The organism is Vibrio sp. 1167, assembly GCF_033340375.1.
In the GTDB taxonomy this organism is placed as follows: domain Bacteria; phylum Pseudomonadota; class Gammaproteobacteria; order Enterobacterales; family Vibrionaceae; genus Vibrio; species Vibrio alginolyticus.
In genome coordinates, this window is record NZ_JAWOWK010000009.1 from 35,251 (window position 1) to 50,064 (window position 14,814).

Consider the following 14,814-nt stretch of genomic DNA (forward strand, 5'->3'; position numbering starts at 1 on the left):
TCATGACACTTAAAAGTATCGCGTTGTCTCTTTTCATCGCAACATTACTATTCGTCACTTCTGTCACAATGATTGGTGCGGTGTTAATTTCTTATGAAGTAAAGCAGTTCAACACTTACGCGAATAATTTAGCCAAAATAAAACAAAAAGTAATTCTCATGGGGCTATTGACGGAAGCGCAACTCGAGCAATACAAAGGCATGAGCGTGAGTGAAGTAGAAGCGCAAACAGAGCTGAGCTTTCAAGATGCGATTTACTCCCTGTCACCTTATGAAAAACTCAATTACGTTGAATCTGTTGCACGGAAATCGCTTCATCAGGCTGAAGCGTATTTATCAAATGCGTTCAATCGACAAAATGCCGTTATGTATTTTCGTTCTTATACTGGAAACAAACTCATCTTAGAGAGACCGATTGAAGCGTTAGAGGGAGTGAAAGCCACATTTGATGTTGATTGGTGTAAAAGTAATTATTCTTGTGTGTTAGCTGCGTGGAAAGAGCAACTGACGGACCGGGTATTGTTTTCCCTACCATTTAAAACGACATACTCCGATGACATGGCGATAAGCATCATGAGTCCGGTTTACTTTCAAGGTGAGTTAGTGGGAGAGTTTTCGGAACAATTGTACCTCTCGCCGCTTTATAATGATGGGAAAGCGGTGGATGTTCAAATAGCGAATGGGAACAAGCAAATGGTGATTTACTTCGCTGGCTACCCCTTTCCATCATTCGCGTACACCCAATCATATGTCGCAGACAACAACAATCTCATTGTTTACATGTACCCATTCAGTAAAATTGTATTGGATTACGTGTTCTTGTTTATCATCTTCTTTTTCGTAACCTTAGCGTATTACAACAAAGCTTATGAATCTAAAGAGAGCAAACTTCGCCTCGCGAAAGCACTGACGAACGTGACGAAAGATGATTTAACGGGATTGTTTAACCGCAGAGTCTTTCAAGATAGCGAATTCAAACGTCGTTTGGAAACCGCGCCATATTCCGTCATTGCAATAGATGGCGATAGGATCAAGCGAATCAATGACCATTACGGTCACCATGTAGGGGACGAAGTTATTGGGATTATTGCTGATGCTATGTCTAAAGTGTTTCGAAATAGTGATTATCTAGTTCGAACTGGTGGTGATGAGTTTGTTGCGATTCTGCCGGGTTGCAGTATCAGTCAATCTTCAATATTGGCGAAGAAGCTTCGTAGTGTCGTTAAAGATAACCGACTAAATACCTTGGATATCGAAGTTAGTGTGAGTACTGGTATCGCGGCGAATGAATTACACGAAACGCTTCAGGACGTTATTGTACGTGCAGATGAAGATCTCTATGAGATGAAAAAACACAGACAAAAGTCCCATTAAGCAGCGCTAGTATTGACTCAATGTTAAGTTACGGAACATAACCATGACATAACTGTTTGATTAATTTGACCAAACAGAATGAGTGGTCTTTTATATTAGAGCAGTCAACAAATAGTGATTGCTCTTTTTATTCTCGACCTTACATTTGGTGTCGCACGTGAACAAAGATCTCGACTTAAACTTACTTAAAATACTTGTCTTACTGGATAAGCACCGTCAGCTCAAGCCCGTTGCGAAAGCGATGGGGAAGAGCGAAGCGTCAATTAGCAAATACCTTGCCCGATTGCGACTCCAGCTAAACGATGAATTGTTTATTCGGCATCCTCACCACATGGAACCGACGGACTATTTAAAACGTCAATTACCTAAAATTTCCGATGCACTCGAGAAGCTTGAAACTTGTCTAATTAGAGATGAGTTTGAACCGGAAAATTACGAAAAAGACATCACCATTTGTTTACCGCAAACCGCTCAATACTCATTTGGGCATCTACTTGCAATGGATTTAATGGCGCTGTTTCCTAAGGCGCATATTTCGATAGCAACGATTACAGAGTATACGATAGAAGAGATAATCCTAGGCAAAGTGGATGCGCAGTTACATTACTTCAACGAGGATGTTCCGAAATCTGTTTATCAGAAGTTCATCGGCTATGCGCCTGCTGTGGTAGTTGTCCCTGAAGAGCTGGGAATTACCACCCTGGAAGAAGCAGCCAAACTTCCCTTTATCATGTTAGAGATTATCGGTTGGAAAGAGAAAGAGCAGCTCTTTATACGTGCAATGGAAAAGCATGGAATGGTCATCAAACGTATCGCGGCATTGGACAATGTAAGCAGTGTATTAAAGCTCCTCAAGAAAAAAAGCGCCGCAACGGTACTGCTTGAGTTTCAAGCTCCTATTGAAGGTTACACTTTTATAAGGGTGCCGGAGAGTCTATATGTCAATGGTTGGCCAAAAGTTGTAGTTCAGGTGAAGCAAACACATCGCTATGATGCAATGCACCAATTGTTAATCGGTGCTATTGCAAAATACGTGAGTACATAACTTAACTGCAGAACTCGCAACTTTTCGACGTAGGAAGGGTGTTCAGTAGCTCAATTAGTGATGCTGCTTGGTACTTTTTCAAAATACGTGCTTTGTAGGTACTGATGGTTTTTGCACTAAGTGATAGTTGCTCAGAAATCTTCTTATTTGAGTAACCTTGCACGAGATAGTGGAAAACAATGGCTTCGCGGTTAGAAAGCGTTACGTTGCCCGACGACGTTGTCAGAGTTGACTTAAACATAGAGTAACCTCGAGAAATCCCAGCAATTGCATCAATAATACTTTTCCTTGGTTCACTTTTATTTAAGAAACCATTGGCCCCCATTTCGTAAGCCGCCTTAGAAAGGCTAGAGTAGTCTCGTGAAGAGATAAATAGCAGTCGTCCAAGATAACCGGTCGCTAAAATATTTCTGGCTAAACGCATACCATCGCGTTCACCAAGCACTACATCTAAAATAATCAAATCAATTTTATTACTGCGAACAAGCTCCATAATCTCCGCACTGTCAGTAGTTTGAATTACTTCAGCAGCATTGATTGCATGTTCAACAAGAGAAGCAAGTGCCTCGCTATACAATGGTTGAGCGTCAATAATAAGAACATTACTCAAAGTGAACCTCACCTAATACTTCAACTAGTGTGCCGTCAGACGACAGCGCAATTGGATGAGTAGGATTGTAGGAAAAACCTTGCTAAGAGGAAGGAAAATGACTCTTTCAAAAAATGAAAATCAGTGTCTTGATTATGGGAATAACGAGCTCAGGTATTGAAGCACCTAGTGATAGGATAATTGCTTAAAACTTACGCTGACAGAAAACTAACAAACTGAAAGTATTCTTTCAGTGTTCTATGCCTTCAGATTTTCTTGTGATGTTTCTAGCGCTTCGATTTAAACCCGTGTGTTAGCAAGCGCAGTTTTATACCAAGCCACTTGAAGAGAGCTTGTTCTACACCAGGTATGAGCACGCTAGCCAACTTTGTACTGATATCTGTTAGATAGGTTTGGCTATTGACGCTGAACATCACTTCAAATTATTTCTAAACTTTTCATTGACTCTGCCGCTAAAAGTGGAGGTGTTAATTCGCACTTTGGCCACTCATAATGTCGTGTTCAAAAATGAGACAATTTTACATGGTTTGGTATGGAAATGTGCGTTAGCCGTCCTTTTGATGGTTTACAAATTTTGTTGTAACGACTAAAAAGGACTTTTGGATTTTTAGCCAGAGAACGGCTTCTCATGGCGTTTGCATCAAACTTTTCTGATGCGTATTTTTGGTTGGATAATTGGCTTTATGAGTAACGTAACCAGCACCATTTTGACAGAAAGTGGTACCAATGAGCTTGAAATCATCGAGTTTCATTTAGAAAAAACATTGCCAGATGGCAGCACAAAAACTTGTTATTACGGCATTAACGTTGCGAAAGTACGAGAAGTGATTCGCGTGCCAGAAACAACCGATTATCCAAACGCACAACCTCATATGATTGGTGTGTTCTCATCCAGAGATGTACTGACGCCTTTAGTGGATTTAGCTGGTTGGTTAGGTGTGCCAACACGACAAGATCTGGAGCGCAAGTTTGTAATCGTTACGGATTTCAACAAAATGACCAATGGCTTCTTAATTGACAGCATTTCGCGTATTCATCGTATTTCTTGGAATGATGTGGAATCACCAAGTCAGTTTTTGGAAGCGGGCGAACAAGATTGTGTAGTAGCCGTTGTCCGTAAAGAAGGCAACCTGATCATGATTCTCGACTTTGAAAAAATCATCGCAGACATCAACCCAGAACTGAGTATGGAAAAATACGATGTGAAAGGGGACAAGTCGGTGGATCTCAACCAGAGAATGGTCGGTAAGCGTAATGCTAAAACGATCATGGTGGTGGATGACTCAGCATTTATTCGCTCTTTGATCCAAGATACATTAGCTTCTTCAGGCTACAATGTGATCACATGTAAAGACGGTGGTGAGGCGCATGAGAAGTTGATGAGCTTGATCGAGGTTGCGAAAGAAGAAAACTTGCCAGTTAAAGAGCTATTAGATGCGGTGGTTACGGACGTAGAAATGCCTCGAATGGATGGTATGCACTTAGTGAAGAGACTACGCGATACCGAAGCGTTTCATGAAATGCCGATCATTATGTTCTCGTCATTGATGAGTGAGGATAACCGAGCGAAAGCACTATCTCTTGGCGCAAATGATACGATTACCAAGCCAGAGATTGGCCGCATGGTGAATATGATGGATAAATACGTGTTTAACTTTGCGTAAAAAACCGATCAGATGAAACAAATAAGGCTGCCGATTGGCAGCCTTATTTTTATTGAGGGCAGGGAAGAATATCTAAGGTGTAACTCTCGTTTGGAGTCTGCGGTGGCCCATATAAAATTCCACATTGTGTAAGGCTAGCTCTTTTTTCGTCGGCTGCAGCAATGACCATTTCGCGAGTTGTTGAACCAGCCGGGTGATGAAATGTTTTCCAATCCGAGTCTTCTTCGTTCAGTCCTTGCACGAGTAACTTCATCGATTCGCTATCAGAATCAGGATATCCATATAAAAAAACACAGCGCTTTGAACCACCAATATTACAGCCGTCAAATGGTAAATCTGCCATTAAAGCACTGTCTACGAAGTTTGAAACGTAAGGCTTGCTTTCCAATCCCGCAATCGCCATTTTCCCATAACCGACGCCTAATGCTGACGCAATAGCGCCTTTCATTCCTTCCAAACGAGCTTCACGTGCATCACTTTGAAGGTTTAAAAAGCGTGGCGCGGCAGTGACAGCAAGAATACCGAGCACGACAATAACTACGACTAACTCTATTAGAGTAAATCCCGTTTGTTTTTTCATATTATTTTCACAGCAAGTTAAAGGTAGAAAAACACTGACCGTACACTTGTTTATTGTGTAAATAAGTACGGTAATGATAAATCGATCAATAGTATAAAGAGGTGAGTTGTAAAGTGCTATACCGACGCCGCACTAATTGACTGAATCCATTAAATGCTACGGAGAATTCACGGGTCTAATTCGGCTAGATTTTAAGAGGTCATTAATTCCGCTGAAGAAATGCTGCGTGAACAGGCGAGCATGAATCCTCTTCGATGTAAGCAAACATGTACATCAGCGGAATGAAATACAAAATGCAAATGAGGGCGAACCGCACAAATGGATTGTCTTTTTATTCACTTTGATGAATGCTACGCGGAATTCATATCGCAGTATGCCTGAGGTATTCATCATGCGAATGTGCTTTGGTTTTGTGTTTATTTTTCAAATATAAGAATAATCTAAATGGAATTCGATTCGATAAACTTCCTTGCAATAGGTTTGATATTTCTTGGCTCTTATGTCCAGACCGCAATCGGTTTTGGCTTGGCTATTGTTGCCGCACCTTTACTGATTCTTTGGGCACCAGAATATGTTCCTGCGCCAATCTGTTTAGTCGCGTTATTTATTTCGTTGATGAATGCGATGAAGCACCGCAGTAGTGTTGAAATCGGCGGTTTAAAGATGGCGTTGATTGGGCGAGTGCCGGGATCAATTGCTGGTGGCTTGCTACTCTTTTTTGTATCTACACAAACTCTCACGCTTTGGATTGGTTTGTTGGTGCTGTTTGCAGTCGTGGTGAGTGTTTTACCGTTTCGGGTTGAGCCTACGCCTTCGCGTATGACATGTGCTGGTTTCTTTTCTGGGTTGTTTGGTACCAGTTCTGCGATTGGAGGCCCTCCGATGGCGTTATTGTTGCAGCATCAAGAAGCGAATCAGTTACGCGGTAATTTATCGGCTTTTTTTGTTTTCAGTTCGATTATTTCACTAATAGTACAAATCCCAGTGGGCTTCTTCACATTGCATCATTTGGTCATTACTATTCCTCTATTACCTGCTGCGGCGCTTGGTTACTGGCTAGCAATGAAAACTACCCAGTCGTTACCAAAAGAAAAGATTCGGTTTGGGGCGCTTATGTTGTGTTTTGTAAGTGGCTTTACCGCCGTCGTACAAGCGTTGAGCCAATAATGCCATCTGCATCATAAAGTCACTGCGGGATTGCATTCCTTTTTATGTATGGCGGACTTGTTTACTTGCGCCAAATTGGTCGTTTAGATGGGCGATAGTTTTATGAATAACACTCGTTATGGCACTTTTATGGCAGCATTCTCCTTTGTGATCTGGGGATTGCTACCAATTTATTATCGTTATTTACCAAATGCTTCTATGGATGAGTTGCTAGCATGGCGAATCATTGGGTCTGTACCTGTCGGGTTTCTAATTGTGCTTGGGATAACCCGTCGAGGGCTGAATTGGAAAGAAATCTGGCTTGATAAAAAATCCTTGTGGTACACGTTTGTGGCGAGCAGTTTGATGTGTATTTCTTGGAGTGCGTTCACTTGGGCTTTGACCCATCATCGGGTCATCGATGCCAGCTTAGGCTTCTTTATTGGGCCATTAGTATCTGTTGCGCTGGGCGTATTTATTCTTGGGGATAAGCTCTCAAAAGGCAAACTTATTGCAATAGTGTTGGCAACAATTGGTGTTATGTATCAAGTGATTCACTATGGTCAGCTACCCGTTATCGCACTAACGATGGGGTTGTTCTTTGCTTTGTATGGGCTGTACAAGAAGAAGATAAATTATGACTGGAGTACAACCTTGTTTGTTGAGGCGTTGTTACTGACTCCAGTTGCACTCGCCTATTTGCTCTATAAACAATGGGCAACTGGTGAACTGGCTTCGGGCACAGATACCACAACATTGCTTTTGTATTTTGGCAGTGCACCTATCACACTTTTACCACTTGTATTTTATTCTATCGCAATACGTATAACTAATTTATCAACTGTCGGTCTAATGCAATACATCGAGCCAAGCTTGCAGTTTGTGTTGGCAGTTATGTTTTTTGGCGAGTTGTTTGACGAAGTGAAAGCGGTGACCTTTGCATTTATTTGGGTAGGGCTGTTGTTCACAATTTTTGAAAGTATTATCAAAGGGCATCGGCGCAAAAAGCTGGTCAAACACCCCTTATAGTGGTTTCAATATTCTCACATATTAGCTTCTTTATTCTTATGCCCTCCATTCGAGGGCATTTTTAATGTCATGAAGCATTGGCTTTCGTTTTTTTCCGAGTAGAAATCATAACTTGAGATTATTTGACGCATTATCATAATGATACCGCTATAGTTATAGCCAAGTGACACGCTTATATAAGTGAAAACCAGATCAAGAAGGACGACATATGATCACAGCTCTGTATGCCAACATTCTCGCAATACTCATTATTTGGTTGGCTGTTCAAGTAATTAAGCAACGTCGCTTAAATCAAATTGCTTATGCCGATGGTGGGGTAGAGGCTCTACAAATTACTCGTAGTGCCCAGAGCAATGCGACAGAATATATCCCCATCACCCTAATTTTAATGGCACTTTTAGAATTCAATAGTGCTTACCCAACATGGATACATCTCACCGGTATTATTTTTGTAATTGGTCGAGTTATTCATGCTAAAGGCATATTGAAAAAAGACTTGAAAAAGCGCATTAGAGGGATGCAGGTGACATTTCTGGTGATACTTTCATTGGTTGTGTTAAATATGATTTACCTGCCATACGATAAGTTATGGTAAGTCTGCGACGTTACATTCCACCACCTTGGGTACTCGTTCTGATTGGATTAGTACTGAATATTGGCGCGATCATCGTTACTAGCTTAGTCCTTGATAAGTTGGGTAAACAGCACTCGCAGCTCGCAGAGCAAACAGCAGAAAACTTGTATTCCATCCAACTCGCATGGAACAGTGTGGAAACCCTAGAAAGGAAAAGAGAAGCTTTACTGCTGCATGTGCACATAAGTCAGAGCGTAGCGATACCTTTAGAGCTAGAAGAGGTATTAGCAGGGCATTTATCTTCTTGGGTTCTCAACGAGTCGGATGAAATAAAAATTGATCAACTTCCTCAACTAATGTCAAAGATAAATCAGGCACAAGCTTCGTATAGAGACCGCATCGATAATTACTACATTGAGAATGTAGAGCTCAATGAGGTAATGGCAAAGCAGGATGAAAAGATCGCTTGGTACAAGAATATCGGACTCTTCTTGCAAGTATTCGGACTTGCGTTAATCCTTGCACGCGACTTAGCTAGGAAGCGATAAAAGCAATAGCTAAAGATCAGATTTATTGCGAAATGCCAATGGTAGTTTGCAAATTGCAATTTATTCGGTGAGCAAACAGTAGCTATTGGTTAAGTTTTAATGAAAGTGATTAAATAACAACCTGTTTTTGTGCGCTTAAAAGTTGGCACGCCTCATGCTTTAGTATGAGTGACCCTTTCTAAGCCGAGGGTCACCTAGCCAACTGACGTTGTTAGTGAACCATCTTGTTCACAAATATATACAGCCAATCACGACTCCTTGTGGTTGGCTTTTTTTTATGCAATCTAGAACTGTGCTTTAATCCAGATCATGCGATGGTCAGAAGATACATCTTTACCATCACCATACTTACCGATACGTGCATCGTTAAATAGTTTACGGCCTTCTTCATAAGACGCTGACCAGTACACACCAGAGTCTATTACATTCAAATTTGCTGAAGGCAAGGCATAGTCTACCCCTAAGCCAAACGTTGAAGTGATGCGATTCGGATATGGGTGAGTTGAACTGCGGTCAACAGCGTGTTCAGCTGCACCAAAGCTTGTTGGGTAAAGCTCACCATTCATCACGGTTTGGTTAACCAATGGATCGTTGTGCAGCTCTTGCATTACAGAGCTAATACCGTCACCAGCCACTGGATCAAGGTTTTGATCACCCATCATTACGAATTTAGCGCCGTTCGTTAAGCCACCTGTTTTACCCGCATCGTCGTAAAAATAGTCTTTGCCTTGAATGTAATGATGCCAAAACTCCACTTCTGCTGCGTTTTGCGCTTTGTTTTTACCGGTGTCGAATACTGGTGGAGTAGGATGAGACATCAACAAGTGTACAACTTCCTCGCCATTGCGAGTTGGAATGATGATTGGCGCGTCGACGTGATTTTTCGAAGATAGACGCACTTGATCCCATTCTTCCGCTGAGTACCATTCATCACCACACTTCATGCCGTCTGGAATCTTTTGCGAACCGTCACAGATAGTAATGGTTGGAATTTTCGCACCTTCCATATCTTTCCATTTAAATGCTTGGAATGTACGTGTGTTTGCCGTGTCAATTTTATACTTAGACATAAGGGCAAATGCATATTGACCATGGTACATGCCAAAACCCCATGCATCACCTGGCATTTGACCTGCGGTTCCGTTGTTGTCGAGATCAAACTCACTCAACAACCCTGTATTAGTTGAATAAGATTCAGCATAAGGGTATTCAATAGGCTCAAGGCTTGCTTCACCGCCCGCGCCATCGATACTTTGCGCGACAGACAAGTAGTTCTTCTGGAATCCTTCAATGGCTGCTTTGTTTTCGCCTGTTCCGTCGTTGTTGTATTCCGCCATCATAAGAACATCAGGACGATTCTTTTGAATGATTGCTGCAACGTTACGAATTTGAATGACTTTTTCCGCAGTGGTTTTGTCTTCGGCTGCGATTGAACCGTCTAAATAAGAGGTGACCAACGCAGCTTGCTGCGTTGGTTCAATTTGCATTTCATCTACCAAAGTTTCGAAGGTAGCGCGGTCAAAAGAGAGGTTGTAAGTCGCTATTTTTACTTCTTTAGGCTGAACATTGACGTATTCAGTATCGTCATTACATCCAGATAGTAGAGCGGCGCCAACAAGGACAGCGATAGAGGTTTTGATTGCTTTCATGGGTACGTCATACCTTATAATTAATTCGGCTGAATATTAAAGTCATCAGTCATTGTTTTAAGCGATATTAGTCACACAAACGTTTTCATATTTACATGTTCAATTAGTTTTTGTGTGATTTGTGCAATAAATGCAACACTTTCAACACCAGAAGGTTATATGTAAATTGTTAAAAAACGGTGTCGTTATTGATGCGAAATAGAGAGTCCGCCACCGTTAAAAAGAAAAGCGTAGAATTTAAGCGTGCATGAGATGTTTGAGTTGTATGCTTATCGCCGTGTTTTATTTTTTATGTTTAAATTTCCGTATATAATAAGTAGTCAATCAGAAGTGAGGACGACCTCACCGCTCTATCTTTTCTCGGGGACGACCCCATCTCGTTGGGAAATGTGACATGGCTTGGGGAATTCTCTTCATTGCGGGCTTGTGTGAAATCGCATGGGCTGTCGGTCTTAAATATTCACAAGGGTTTACCAAATTCGGTGCTTCGGCATTCACTATTGTCTTTATGTTATTGAGCTTTTGGTTGCTTGGCATTGCGTTAAGAACCTTGCCTTTAGGCATTGCTTATGGCGTATGGGTAGGGATTGGCGCAATAGGCACGGCAGTCGTGAGTATTTATCTGTTCAATGAGCCAGCAACACTTATCAAAGCCTTAAGCTTGCTAATGATTGTCGCTGGTATCGCAGGGTTAAAAATATCAGCTTAACGTTAGGCTAAACACAAAACAGCCAGAGTCACTCTGGCTGTTTTTCTAAATGTCGTGTTTACGGTTCTAGGTAGGTATATCAAGCGTTGCGCTTAACAAAAGGTAACCGTAAGTGATGACCAAACGCATTAATTAATGCGCCTGTAACAATCAGACCGCCACCGACGTACGTCCAAATGATCGGAACCTCGCCAAAGAAAATGATGCCTAACAACACAGAAAATACGATCTGGATATACGAATAAGCGGAGGCTTTACCCGCTTGTTGAGTTTGCATCGCTTTGGTTAACCCCAATTGCCCAATTTGGGTAAAGACACCAACTAGAACCAACATGAAAGTCAGATATAGATCGGGCATTACAAAATCGTCGCCAATCAGTAAGAGTGAAGCGGGGAGAGCAACCAACGGGAAATAGAAAATGATCACTGAGCTGTCTTCTGTCTGACTCAGTTTTCTGACAATGACGTAGGCAATTGAGCTACCAAATGCGCCTAAGATCGCAATCATGACGCTAAACATTGGTAAAGCGCTATCTGAGCCTTGCCCAGTTTCTGGGCTTACCATGATATAGATGCCGAGTAAGCACAACGCAATACAAAGGAAAGTTGACGGCTGGATGCGCTCTTTCAAGAAAAATACGGCGAGTAGTGCAGTAAATACCGGATGAATATATTGGAATATCGTCGCTTCTGCCAAAGGTAAGGTGGTCACTGAATAATATACACACATCAGAGCCATCGTGCCCACAGCACCGCGTGCAAATAGTAATGGCTTATTATTGCCCCATAAAGAAATTCGTTTTCGCTTTACATCGAAATAACTAATGATAAGTGAAACGAGCGCTCTTGCTGCAACGATTTCAAAAACGGGGATACCGTAGTTGCCGACGTGCTTTACTGTAGCCGACATCAGAGCAAAGCCGAACGCGGAAAGCACCATAAAGCGCACACCGATGGGAATCATAGTGTTGAATGAATTGGACATTTTACTGCTCATTTGTTGCGACAGATCTCACTTTAGCATACTTAGTTAGCGATTAAATCCTCTCAACTCAAACACTTCTGTCGACAAGATGAATAAACAGTAGAATACGTAGCAATTAATCTGCCTCTCTCAGCGTAACAATAAAAACTCGATATTTAAGGAGCTTACATGATCCCGATAAAAGCAACGCATGTTTCAGGCGTTGTCATTTCAAAAATTGATGGTATAGAAAAAATGCTGTTACTCAAACGCGTAAAAGGTGGCTATTGGTGCCATGTTGCAGGTGGTATCGAAGCGGGTGAAGCCGGGTGGCAAACCATTTTAAGAGAGTTAAAAGAAGAGACACGAATTGACCAAGTTGAGTTACATACAGCAGACTTTCTAGAGCAGTTCTACGAAGCAAAAAATAACCGCATCATGGTTATCCCATGTTTTGTACTATTTTGTCCGCCTAACCAATCAGTTGTTCTTAACGAAGAGCATACAGAGTATCGCTGGTGTACGCTTGAAGAAGCTAAGCAGCTTGCTCCGTTTGCCAATCAGCATCACCTCTATGAACATGTATGGAAACATTATGTAGATGTGGCATCACTAACGCCATTTACGCTGATCGATCAAAAGGGCTAAATGAACGGCAACGGCTTTGATTAGTTTTTATAGAGAGGTTTGTTCTCATAAAATGAAGCGTTAGGATTTGCGCTGAGCGTTCACAATAAAAAGGAATAACATCTATGGATGAAGTCACATGCCAAGAGACGTATCAAGGAAATCACTTACAGAAGCGTTTTTCCGTCTCGCAAAGGGTCTCAATTGAGCCCCTCAATACGAAACACGCGTCCGCTTTACTAGAGGTTGTGAACACTCACCGAGAGAGCCTTGAGGGTTATCTACCTTGGACGGATTCTGTCACGAATCATAGAGAAGCCGTGAACTACATTTCCCAGCGAGTGAACAGTAACGCGCTGGATTCCCACTGGTGTGCAATTTATTTTGATGAGCAGCTTACGGGTGTTATTGGCATTAAAGGTGTGGATTCACATACTCGTGTTACTGAAATTGGCTACTGGCTTGCCAACAATGGGCGAGGCCATCGTGTGATTGATCAAGTGCTCGCAGTATTGATCCCTTTTTTGAAGCAGAAAGGGCACGCACAATTCATTCAGTTCCATTGTATGGAAGATAACATCGCTAGCATCAATATTGCTGAGCGTGCAGGCGCCACATTAAAAGAATACGTTGATCATGAGTTCGATATGCTTGACCGCTCTCAACGACTAGGCATTTATGAACTACGTTTGATGTAGTATCCACCCCAGAAATATTTTAATCAGAGTTCGAACTCTAACTTCACGAGCGCTACAATAGTAACATTGTTGCGCTCGTGTTAACTTGGGGCGTCATTGGCAGAAACTAGGCTAGGAGAAGCATCATGAACGCAATCACAGAGGTTGAAGTAGATAACTTGTTACAGCAAAGCCTCGAACGCTTAAAAGCGGCATATGCAGCCGAGCCTTATCCTAGTTTGGATGAACGTAAACAGCGCCTCGTTTTGTTAAAAAAATCGCTGCTTGAGAACAAACAAGCTTTGGTTGAAGCGTTAAGTGACGATTTTGGCTATCGCTCAGAATTTGATACCGCCATGACCGACGTTTTGCCAACGGTCTCGCATATTAATTATACCCTCAAACGACTAAAAAAATGGTGCAAACCCAGCAAGCGCGAATCCGGCTTATTGCTCGCACCTTCTAAAGTCACCGTTCAGTATCAACCGTTAGGTGTCGTCGGGATCATTTCACCGTGGAACTTTCCTGTGATTTTGAGCCTTGCGCCTTTAGTGACAGCATTGGCTGCTGGCAACCGCGTGATGATGAAGCTCAGCGAATTTACGCCAAAAACCAATAAAGTCATCGTCGATATTTGCCGTGGGTTGTCTGAGTATGTCGAAGTTTTTGAGGGTGAAGCAGACGTCGCACAAGCATTCAGCCAACTGCCATTCGATCACCTTTTGTTCACGGGTTCTACGAGTGTTGGCCGCGCAGTGGCAAAAGCGGCAGCGGAAAACCTTACCCCGGTGACGTTAGAGTTGGGTGGAAAGTCCCCGGTGATCATTGCAAAAGATGCAGACATGAAGAAAGCCGTTGATGCTATCTTGTTTGGTAAATGCATTAATGCAGGCCAGATTTGTGTCGCGCCTGACTACGCGTTTGTACCGCAAGAACGTGTCGAAGAGTTCATTTCGCTATTCTTAAAACGTTTTGAAAAGCTCTATTTAAAATCCAACAAGAATCAAAAGCTGACCCATATTGTCAACCAACGACAATATGATCGTTTAACTGCGCTACTTGAGGATGCAAAAGCGCAAGGTGCTAACCTTCACACTGTTGAAGCGTCGCCCCAAGAGGAACGACTTCTGTATCCTCATTTGGTCACGGATGTGTCGCCGAATATGCGAATCATGCAAGAGGAGATCTTCGGGCCATTTCTACCTGTTAAGCCCTACAATGCCGTTGATGAAGCGATTGACTACATTAATCAGCACCAAAGACCACTTGCGCTGTATGTTATGTCGGACGACAAATCGACCATCAAACATATTGTACGCAACACCCACAGTGGTGGCGTCGGCGTTAATGATACGGTTTTACATGTTGGCGCTGAAGATGCGCCTTTTGGTGGCGTTGGTGAATCGGGTATTGGGCATTATCACGGAGAGGAAGGATTCAGAACTTTTAGTCATGCGAAAACCATTCTTCACACACCGAAATGGTTGCCAAGAACGAGCGTATTAATGCGCCGTAGGGCTATGGCGATAAAAGCGATCCAAAAGATCTTTGTTCGATAATAATTATGATTTGATTGATAAAAAACCGCCCTAATAGGCGGTTTTTTGTTTCTATATGCT

At 42.2% G+C, this 14,814-nt stretch carries 15 protein-coding genes; 11 read left to right on the forward strand and 4 right to left on the reverse strand.

From position 1 onward, the window contains the following. Window positions 1-2: 2 nt before the first annotated feature. Together R7Z78_RS17905 and R7Z78_RS17910 are read left to right on the forward strand one after the other, a co-directional pair. Window positions 3-1,373 carry a GGDEF domain-containing protein gene (locus R7Z78_RS17905; protein ID WP_169644064.1) on the forward strand — a complete coding sequence of 457 codons (1,371 nt, stop codon included), beginning with the start codon at window positions 3-5 and terminating at the stop codon, window positions 1,371-1,373. Between the two features lie 157 nt (window positions 1,374-1,530). Beyond that, a complete protein-coding gene (locus R7Z78_RS17910; protein WP_104976137.1) occupies window positions 1,531-2,418 on the forward strand; it encodes a LysR family transcriptional regulator in 888 nt (295 codons plus the stop codon). A 1-nt stretch (window position 2,419) separates the two neighbouring features. On the opposite strand, the gene R7Z78_RS17915 is transcribed toward R7Z78_RS17910, so the two are convergent. Then, window positions 2,420-3,028, reverse strand: a complete 609-nt coding sequence (locus R7Z78_RS17915) for a response regulator transcription factor (RefSeq protein WP_169644066.1) — start codon at window positions 3,026-3,028, stop codon at window positions 2,420-2,422. A 683-nt stretch (window positions 3,029-3,711) separates the two neighbouring features. Between R7Z78_RS17915 and R7Z78_RS17920 the strand changes: the two genes are divergently transcribed. After that, complete coding sequence (locus R7Z78_RS17920) at window positions 3,712-4,692, forward strand: chemotaxis protein (protein WP_025998672.1); 981 nt, start codon at window positions 3,712-3,714, stop codon at window positions 4,690-4,692. 49 nt (window positions 4,693-4,741) lie between these two features. On the opposite strand, the gene R7Z78_RS17925 is transcribed toward R7Z78_RS17920, so the two are convergent. Further along, window positions 4,742-5,272, reverse strand: coding sequence for a prepilin-type N-terminal cleavage/methylation domain-containing protein (locus tag R7Z78_RS17925; RefSeq protein WP_005376513.1), 531 nt, complete (start codon window positions 5,270-5,272; stop codon window positions 4,742-4,744). 444 nt (window positions 5,273-5,716) lie between these two features. Between R7Z78_RS17925 and R7Z78_RS17930 the strand changes: the two genes are divergently transcribed. From R7Z78_RS17930 to R7Z78_RS17945, 4 genes are all read left to right on the forward strand, one after another. Continuing rightward, complete coding sequence (locus R7Z78_RS17930; RefSeq protein ID WP_042520743.1) at window positions 5,717-6,439, forward strand: sulfite exporter TauE/SafE family protein; 723 nt, start codon at window positions 5,717-5,719, stop codon at window positions 6,437-6,439. Between the two features lie 102 nt (window positions 6,440-6,541). Continuing rightward, a complete protein-coding gene (gene rarD / locus R7Z78_RS17935; RefSeq protein ID WP_104976592.1) occupies window positions 6,542-7,447 on the forward strand; it encodes an EamA family transporter RarD in 906 nt (301 codons plus the stop codon). A gap of 208 nt (window positions 7,448-7,655) precedes the next feature. Continuing rightward, window positions 7,656-8,042 (forward strand): MAPEG family protein, encoded by a 387-nt coding sequence (locus R7Z78_RS17940; protein ID WP_033906496.1) that lies wholly within the window; start codon window positions 7,656-7,658, stop codon window positions 8,040-8,042. Further along, window positions 8,036-8,569 (forward strand): DNA mismatch repair protein, encoded by a 534-nt coding sequence (locus R7Z78_RS17945; protein ID WP_104976135.1) that lies wholly within the window; start codon window positions 8,036-8,038, stop codon window positions 8,567-8,569. Before R7Z78_RS17940 ends, R7Z78_RS17945 begins: the two co-directional genes overlap by 7 nt. A 284-nt stretch (window positions 8,570-8,853) precedes the next feature. Here R7Z78_RS17945 and R7Z78_RS17950 read toward each other — a convergent pair whose 3' ends face one another. Then, window positions 8,854-10,218 (reverse strand): endonuclease/exonuclease/phosphatase family protein, encoded by a 1,365-nt coding sequence (locus R7Z78_RS17950; protein WP_104976134.1) that lies wholly within the window; start codon window positions 10,216-10,218, stop codon window positions 8,854-8,856. 394 nt (window positions 10,219-10,612) lie between these two features. Between R7Z78_RS17950 and R7Z78_RS17955 the strand changes: the two genes are divergently transcribed. After that, window positions 10,613-10,927 (forward strand): DMT family transporter, encoded by a 315-nt coding sequence (locus R7Z78_RS17955; protein WP_005376506.1) that lies wholly within the window; start codon window positions 10,613-10,615, stop codon window positions 10,925-10,927. A 79-nt stretch (window positions 10,928-11,006) separates the two neighbouring features. Here the strand turns inward: R7Z78_RS17955 and R7Z78_RS17960 are convergent, their stop codons facing one another. After that, window positions 11,007-11,912 (reverse strand): DMT family transporter, encoded by a 906-nt coding sequence (locus tag R7Z78_RS17960; protein WP_169644068.1) that lies wholly within the window; start codon window positions 11,910-11,912, stop codon window positions 11,007-11,009. A 168-nt stretch (window positions 11,913-12,080) separates the two neighbouring features. Between R7Z78_RS17960 and R7Z78_RS17965 the strand changes: the two genes are divergently transcribed. From R7Z78_RS17965 to R7Z78_RS17975, 3 genes are all read left to right on the forward strand, one after another. After that, window positions 12,081-12,539 carry an NUDIX hydrolase gene (locus R7Z78_RS17965; RefSeq protein ID WP_053303530.1) on the forward strand — a complete coding sequence of 153 codons (459 nt, stop codon included), beginning with the start codon at window positions 12,081-12,083 and terminating at the stop codon, window positions 12,537-12,539. Between the two features lie 104 nt (window positions 12,540-12,643). Beyond that, on the forward strand, window positions 12,644-13,216 hold the full coding sequence (locus R7Z78_RS17970) for a GNAT family N-acetyltransferase (protein ID WP_047101443.1): 573 nt from the start codon (window positions 12,644-12,646) through the stop codon (window positions 13,214-13,216). Between the two features lie 125 nt (window positions 13,217-13,341). After that, on the forward strand, window positions 13,342-14,754 hold the full coding sequence (locus tag R7Z78_RS17975; protein ID WP_017820990.1) for a coniferyl aldehyde dehydrogenase: 1,413 nt from the start codon (window positions 13,342-13,344) through the stop codon (window positions 14,752-14,754). Window positions 14,755-14,814: the final 60 nt, after the last annotated feature.

What these genes read in the sequence shown, in the direction of transcription:
- R7Z78_RS17905 (WP_169644064.1), top strand. Translation starts at nt 3, where the DNA reads ATGACACTTAAAAGTATCGCGTTGTCTCTTTTCATCGCAACATTACTA.
- R7Z78_RS17920 (WP_025998672.1), top strand. Translation starts at nt 3,712, where the DNA reads ATGAGTAACGTAACCAGCACCATTTTGACAGAAAGTGGTACCAATGAG.
- R7Z78_RS17925 (WP_005376513.1), bottom strand. Translation starts at nt 5,272, where the DNA reads ATGAAAAAACAAACGGGATTTACTCTAATAGAGTTAGTCGTAGTTATT.
- R7Z78_RS17930 (WP_042520743.1), top strand. Translation starts at nt 5,717, where the DNA reads ATGGAATTCGATTCGATAAACTTCCTTGCAATAGGTTTGATATTTCTT.
- rarD (WP_104976592.1), top strand. Translation starts at nt 6,542, where the DNA reads ATGAATAACACTCGTTATGGCACTTTTATGGCAGCATTCTCCTTTGTG.
- R7Z78_RS17940 (WP_033906496.1), top strand. Translation starts at nt 7,656, where the DNA reads ATGATCACAGCTCTGTATGCCAACATTCTCGCAATACTCATTATTTGG.
- R7Z78_RS17945 (WP_104976135.1), top strand. Translation starts at nt 8,036, where the DNA reads ATGGTAAGTCTGCGACGTTACATTCCACCACCTTGGGTACTCGTTCTG.
- R7Z78_RS17950 (WP_104976134.1), bottom strand. Translation starts at nt 10,218, where the DNA reads ATGAAAGCAATCAAAACCTCTATCGCTGTCCTTGTTGGCGCCGCTCTA.
- R7Z78_RS17955 (WP_005376506.1), top strand. Translation starts at nt 10,613, where the DNA reads ATGGCTTGGGGAATTCTCTTCATTGCGGGCTTGTGTGAAATCGCATGG.
- R7Z78_RS17960 (WP_169644068.1), bottom strand. Translation starts at nt 11,912, where the DNA reads ATGTCCAATTCATTCAACACTATGATTCCCATCGGTGTGCGCTTTATG.
- R7Z78_RS17965 (WP_053303530.1), top strand. Translation starts at nt 12,081, where the DNA reads ATGATCCCGATAAAAGCAACGCATGTTTCAGGCGTTGTCATTTCAAAA.
- R7Z78_RS17970 (WP_047101443.1), top strand. Translation starts at nt 12,644, where the DNA reads ATGGATGAAGTCACATGCCAAGAGACGTATCAAGGAAATCACTTACAG.
- R7Z78_RS17975 (WP_017820990.1), top strand. Translation starts at nt 13,342, where the DNA reads ATGAACGCAATCACAGAGGTTGAAGTAGATAACTTGTTACAGCAAAGC.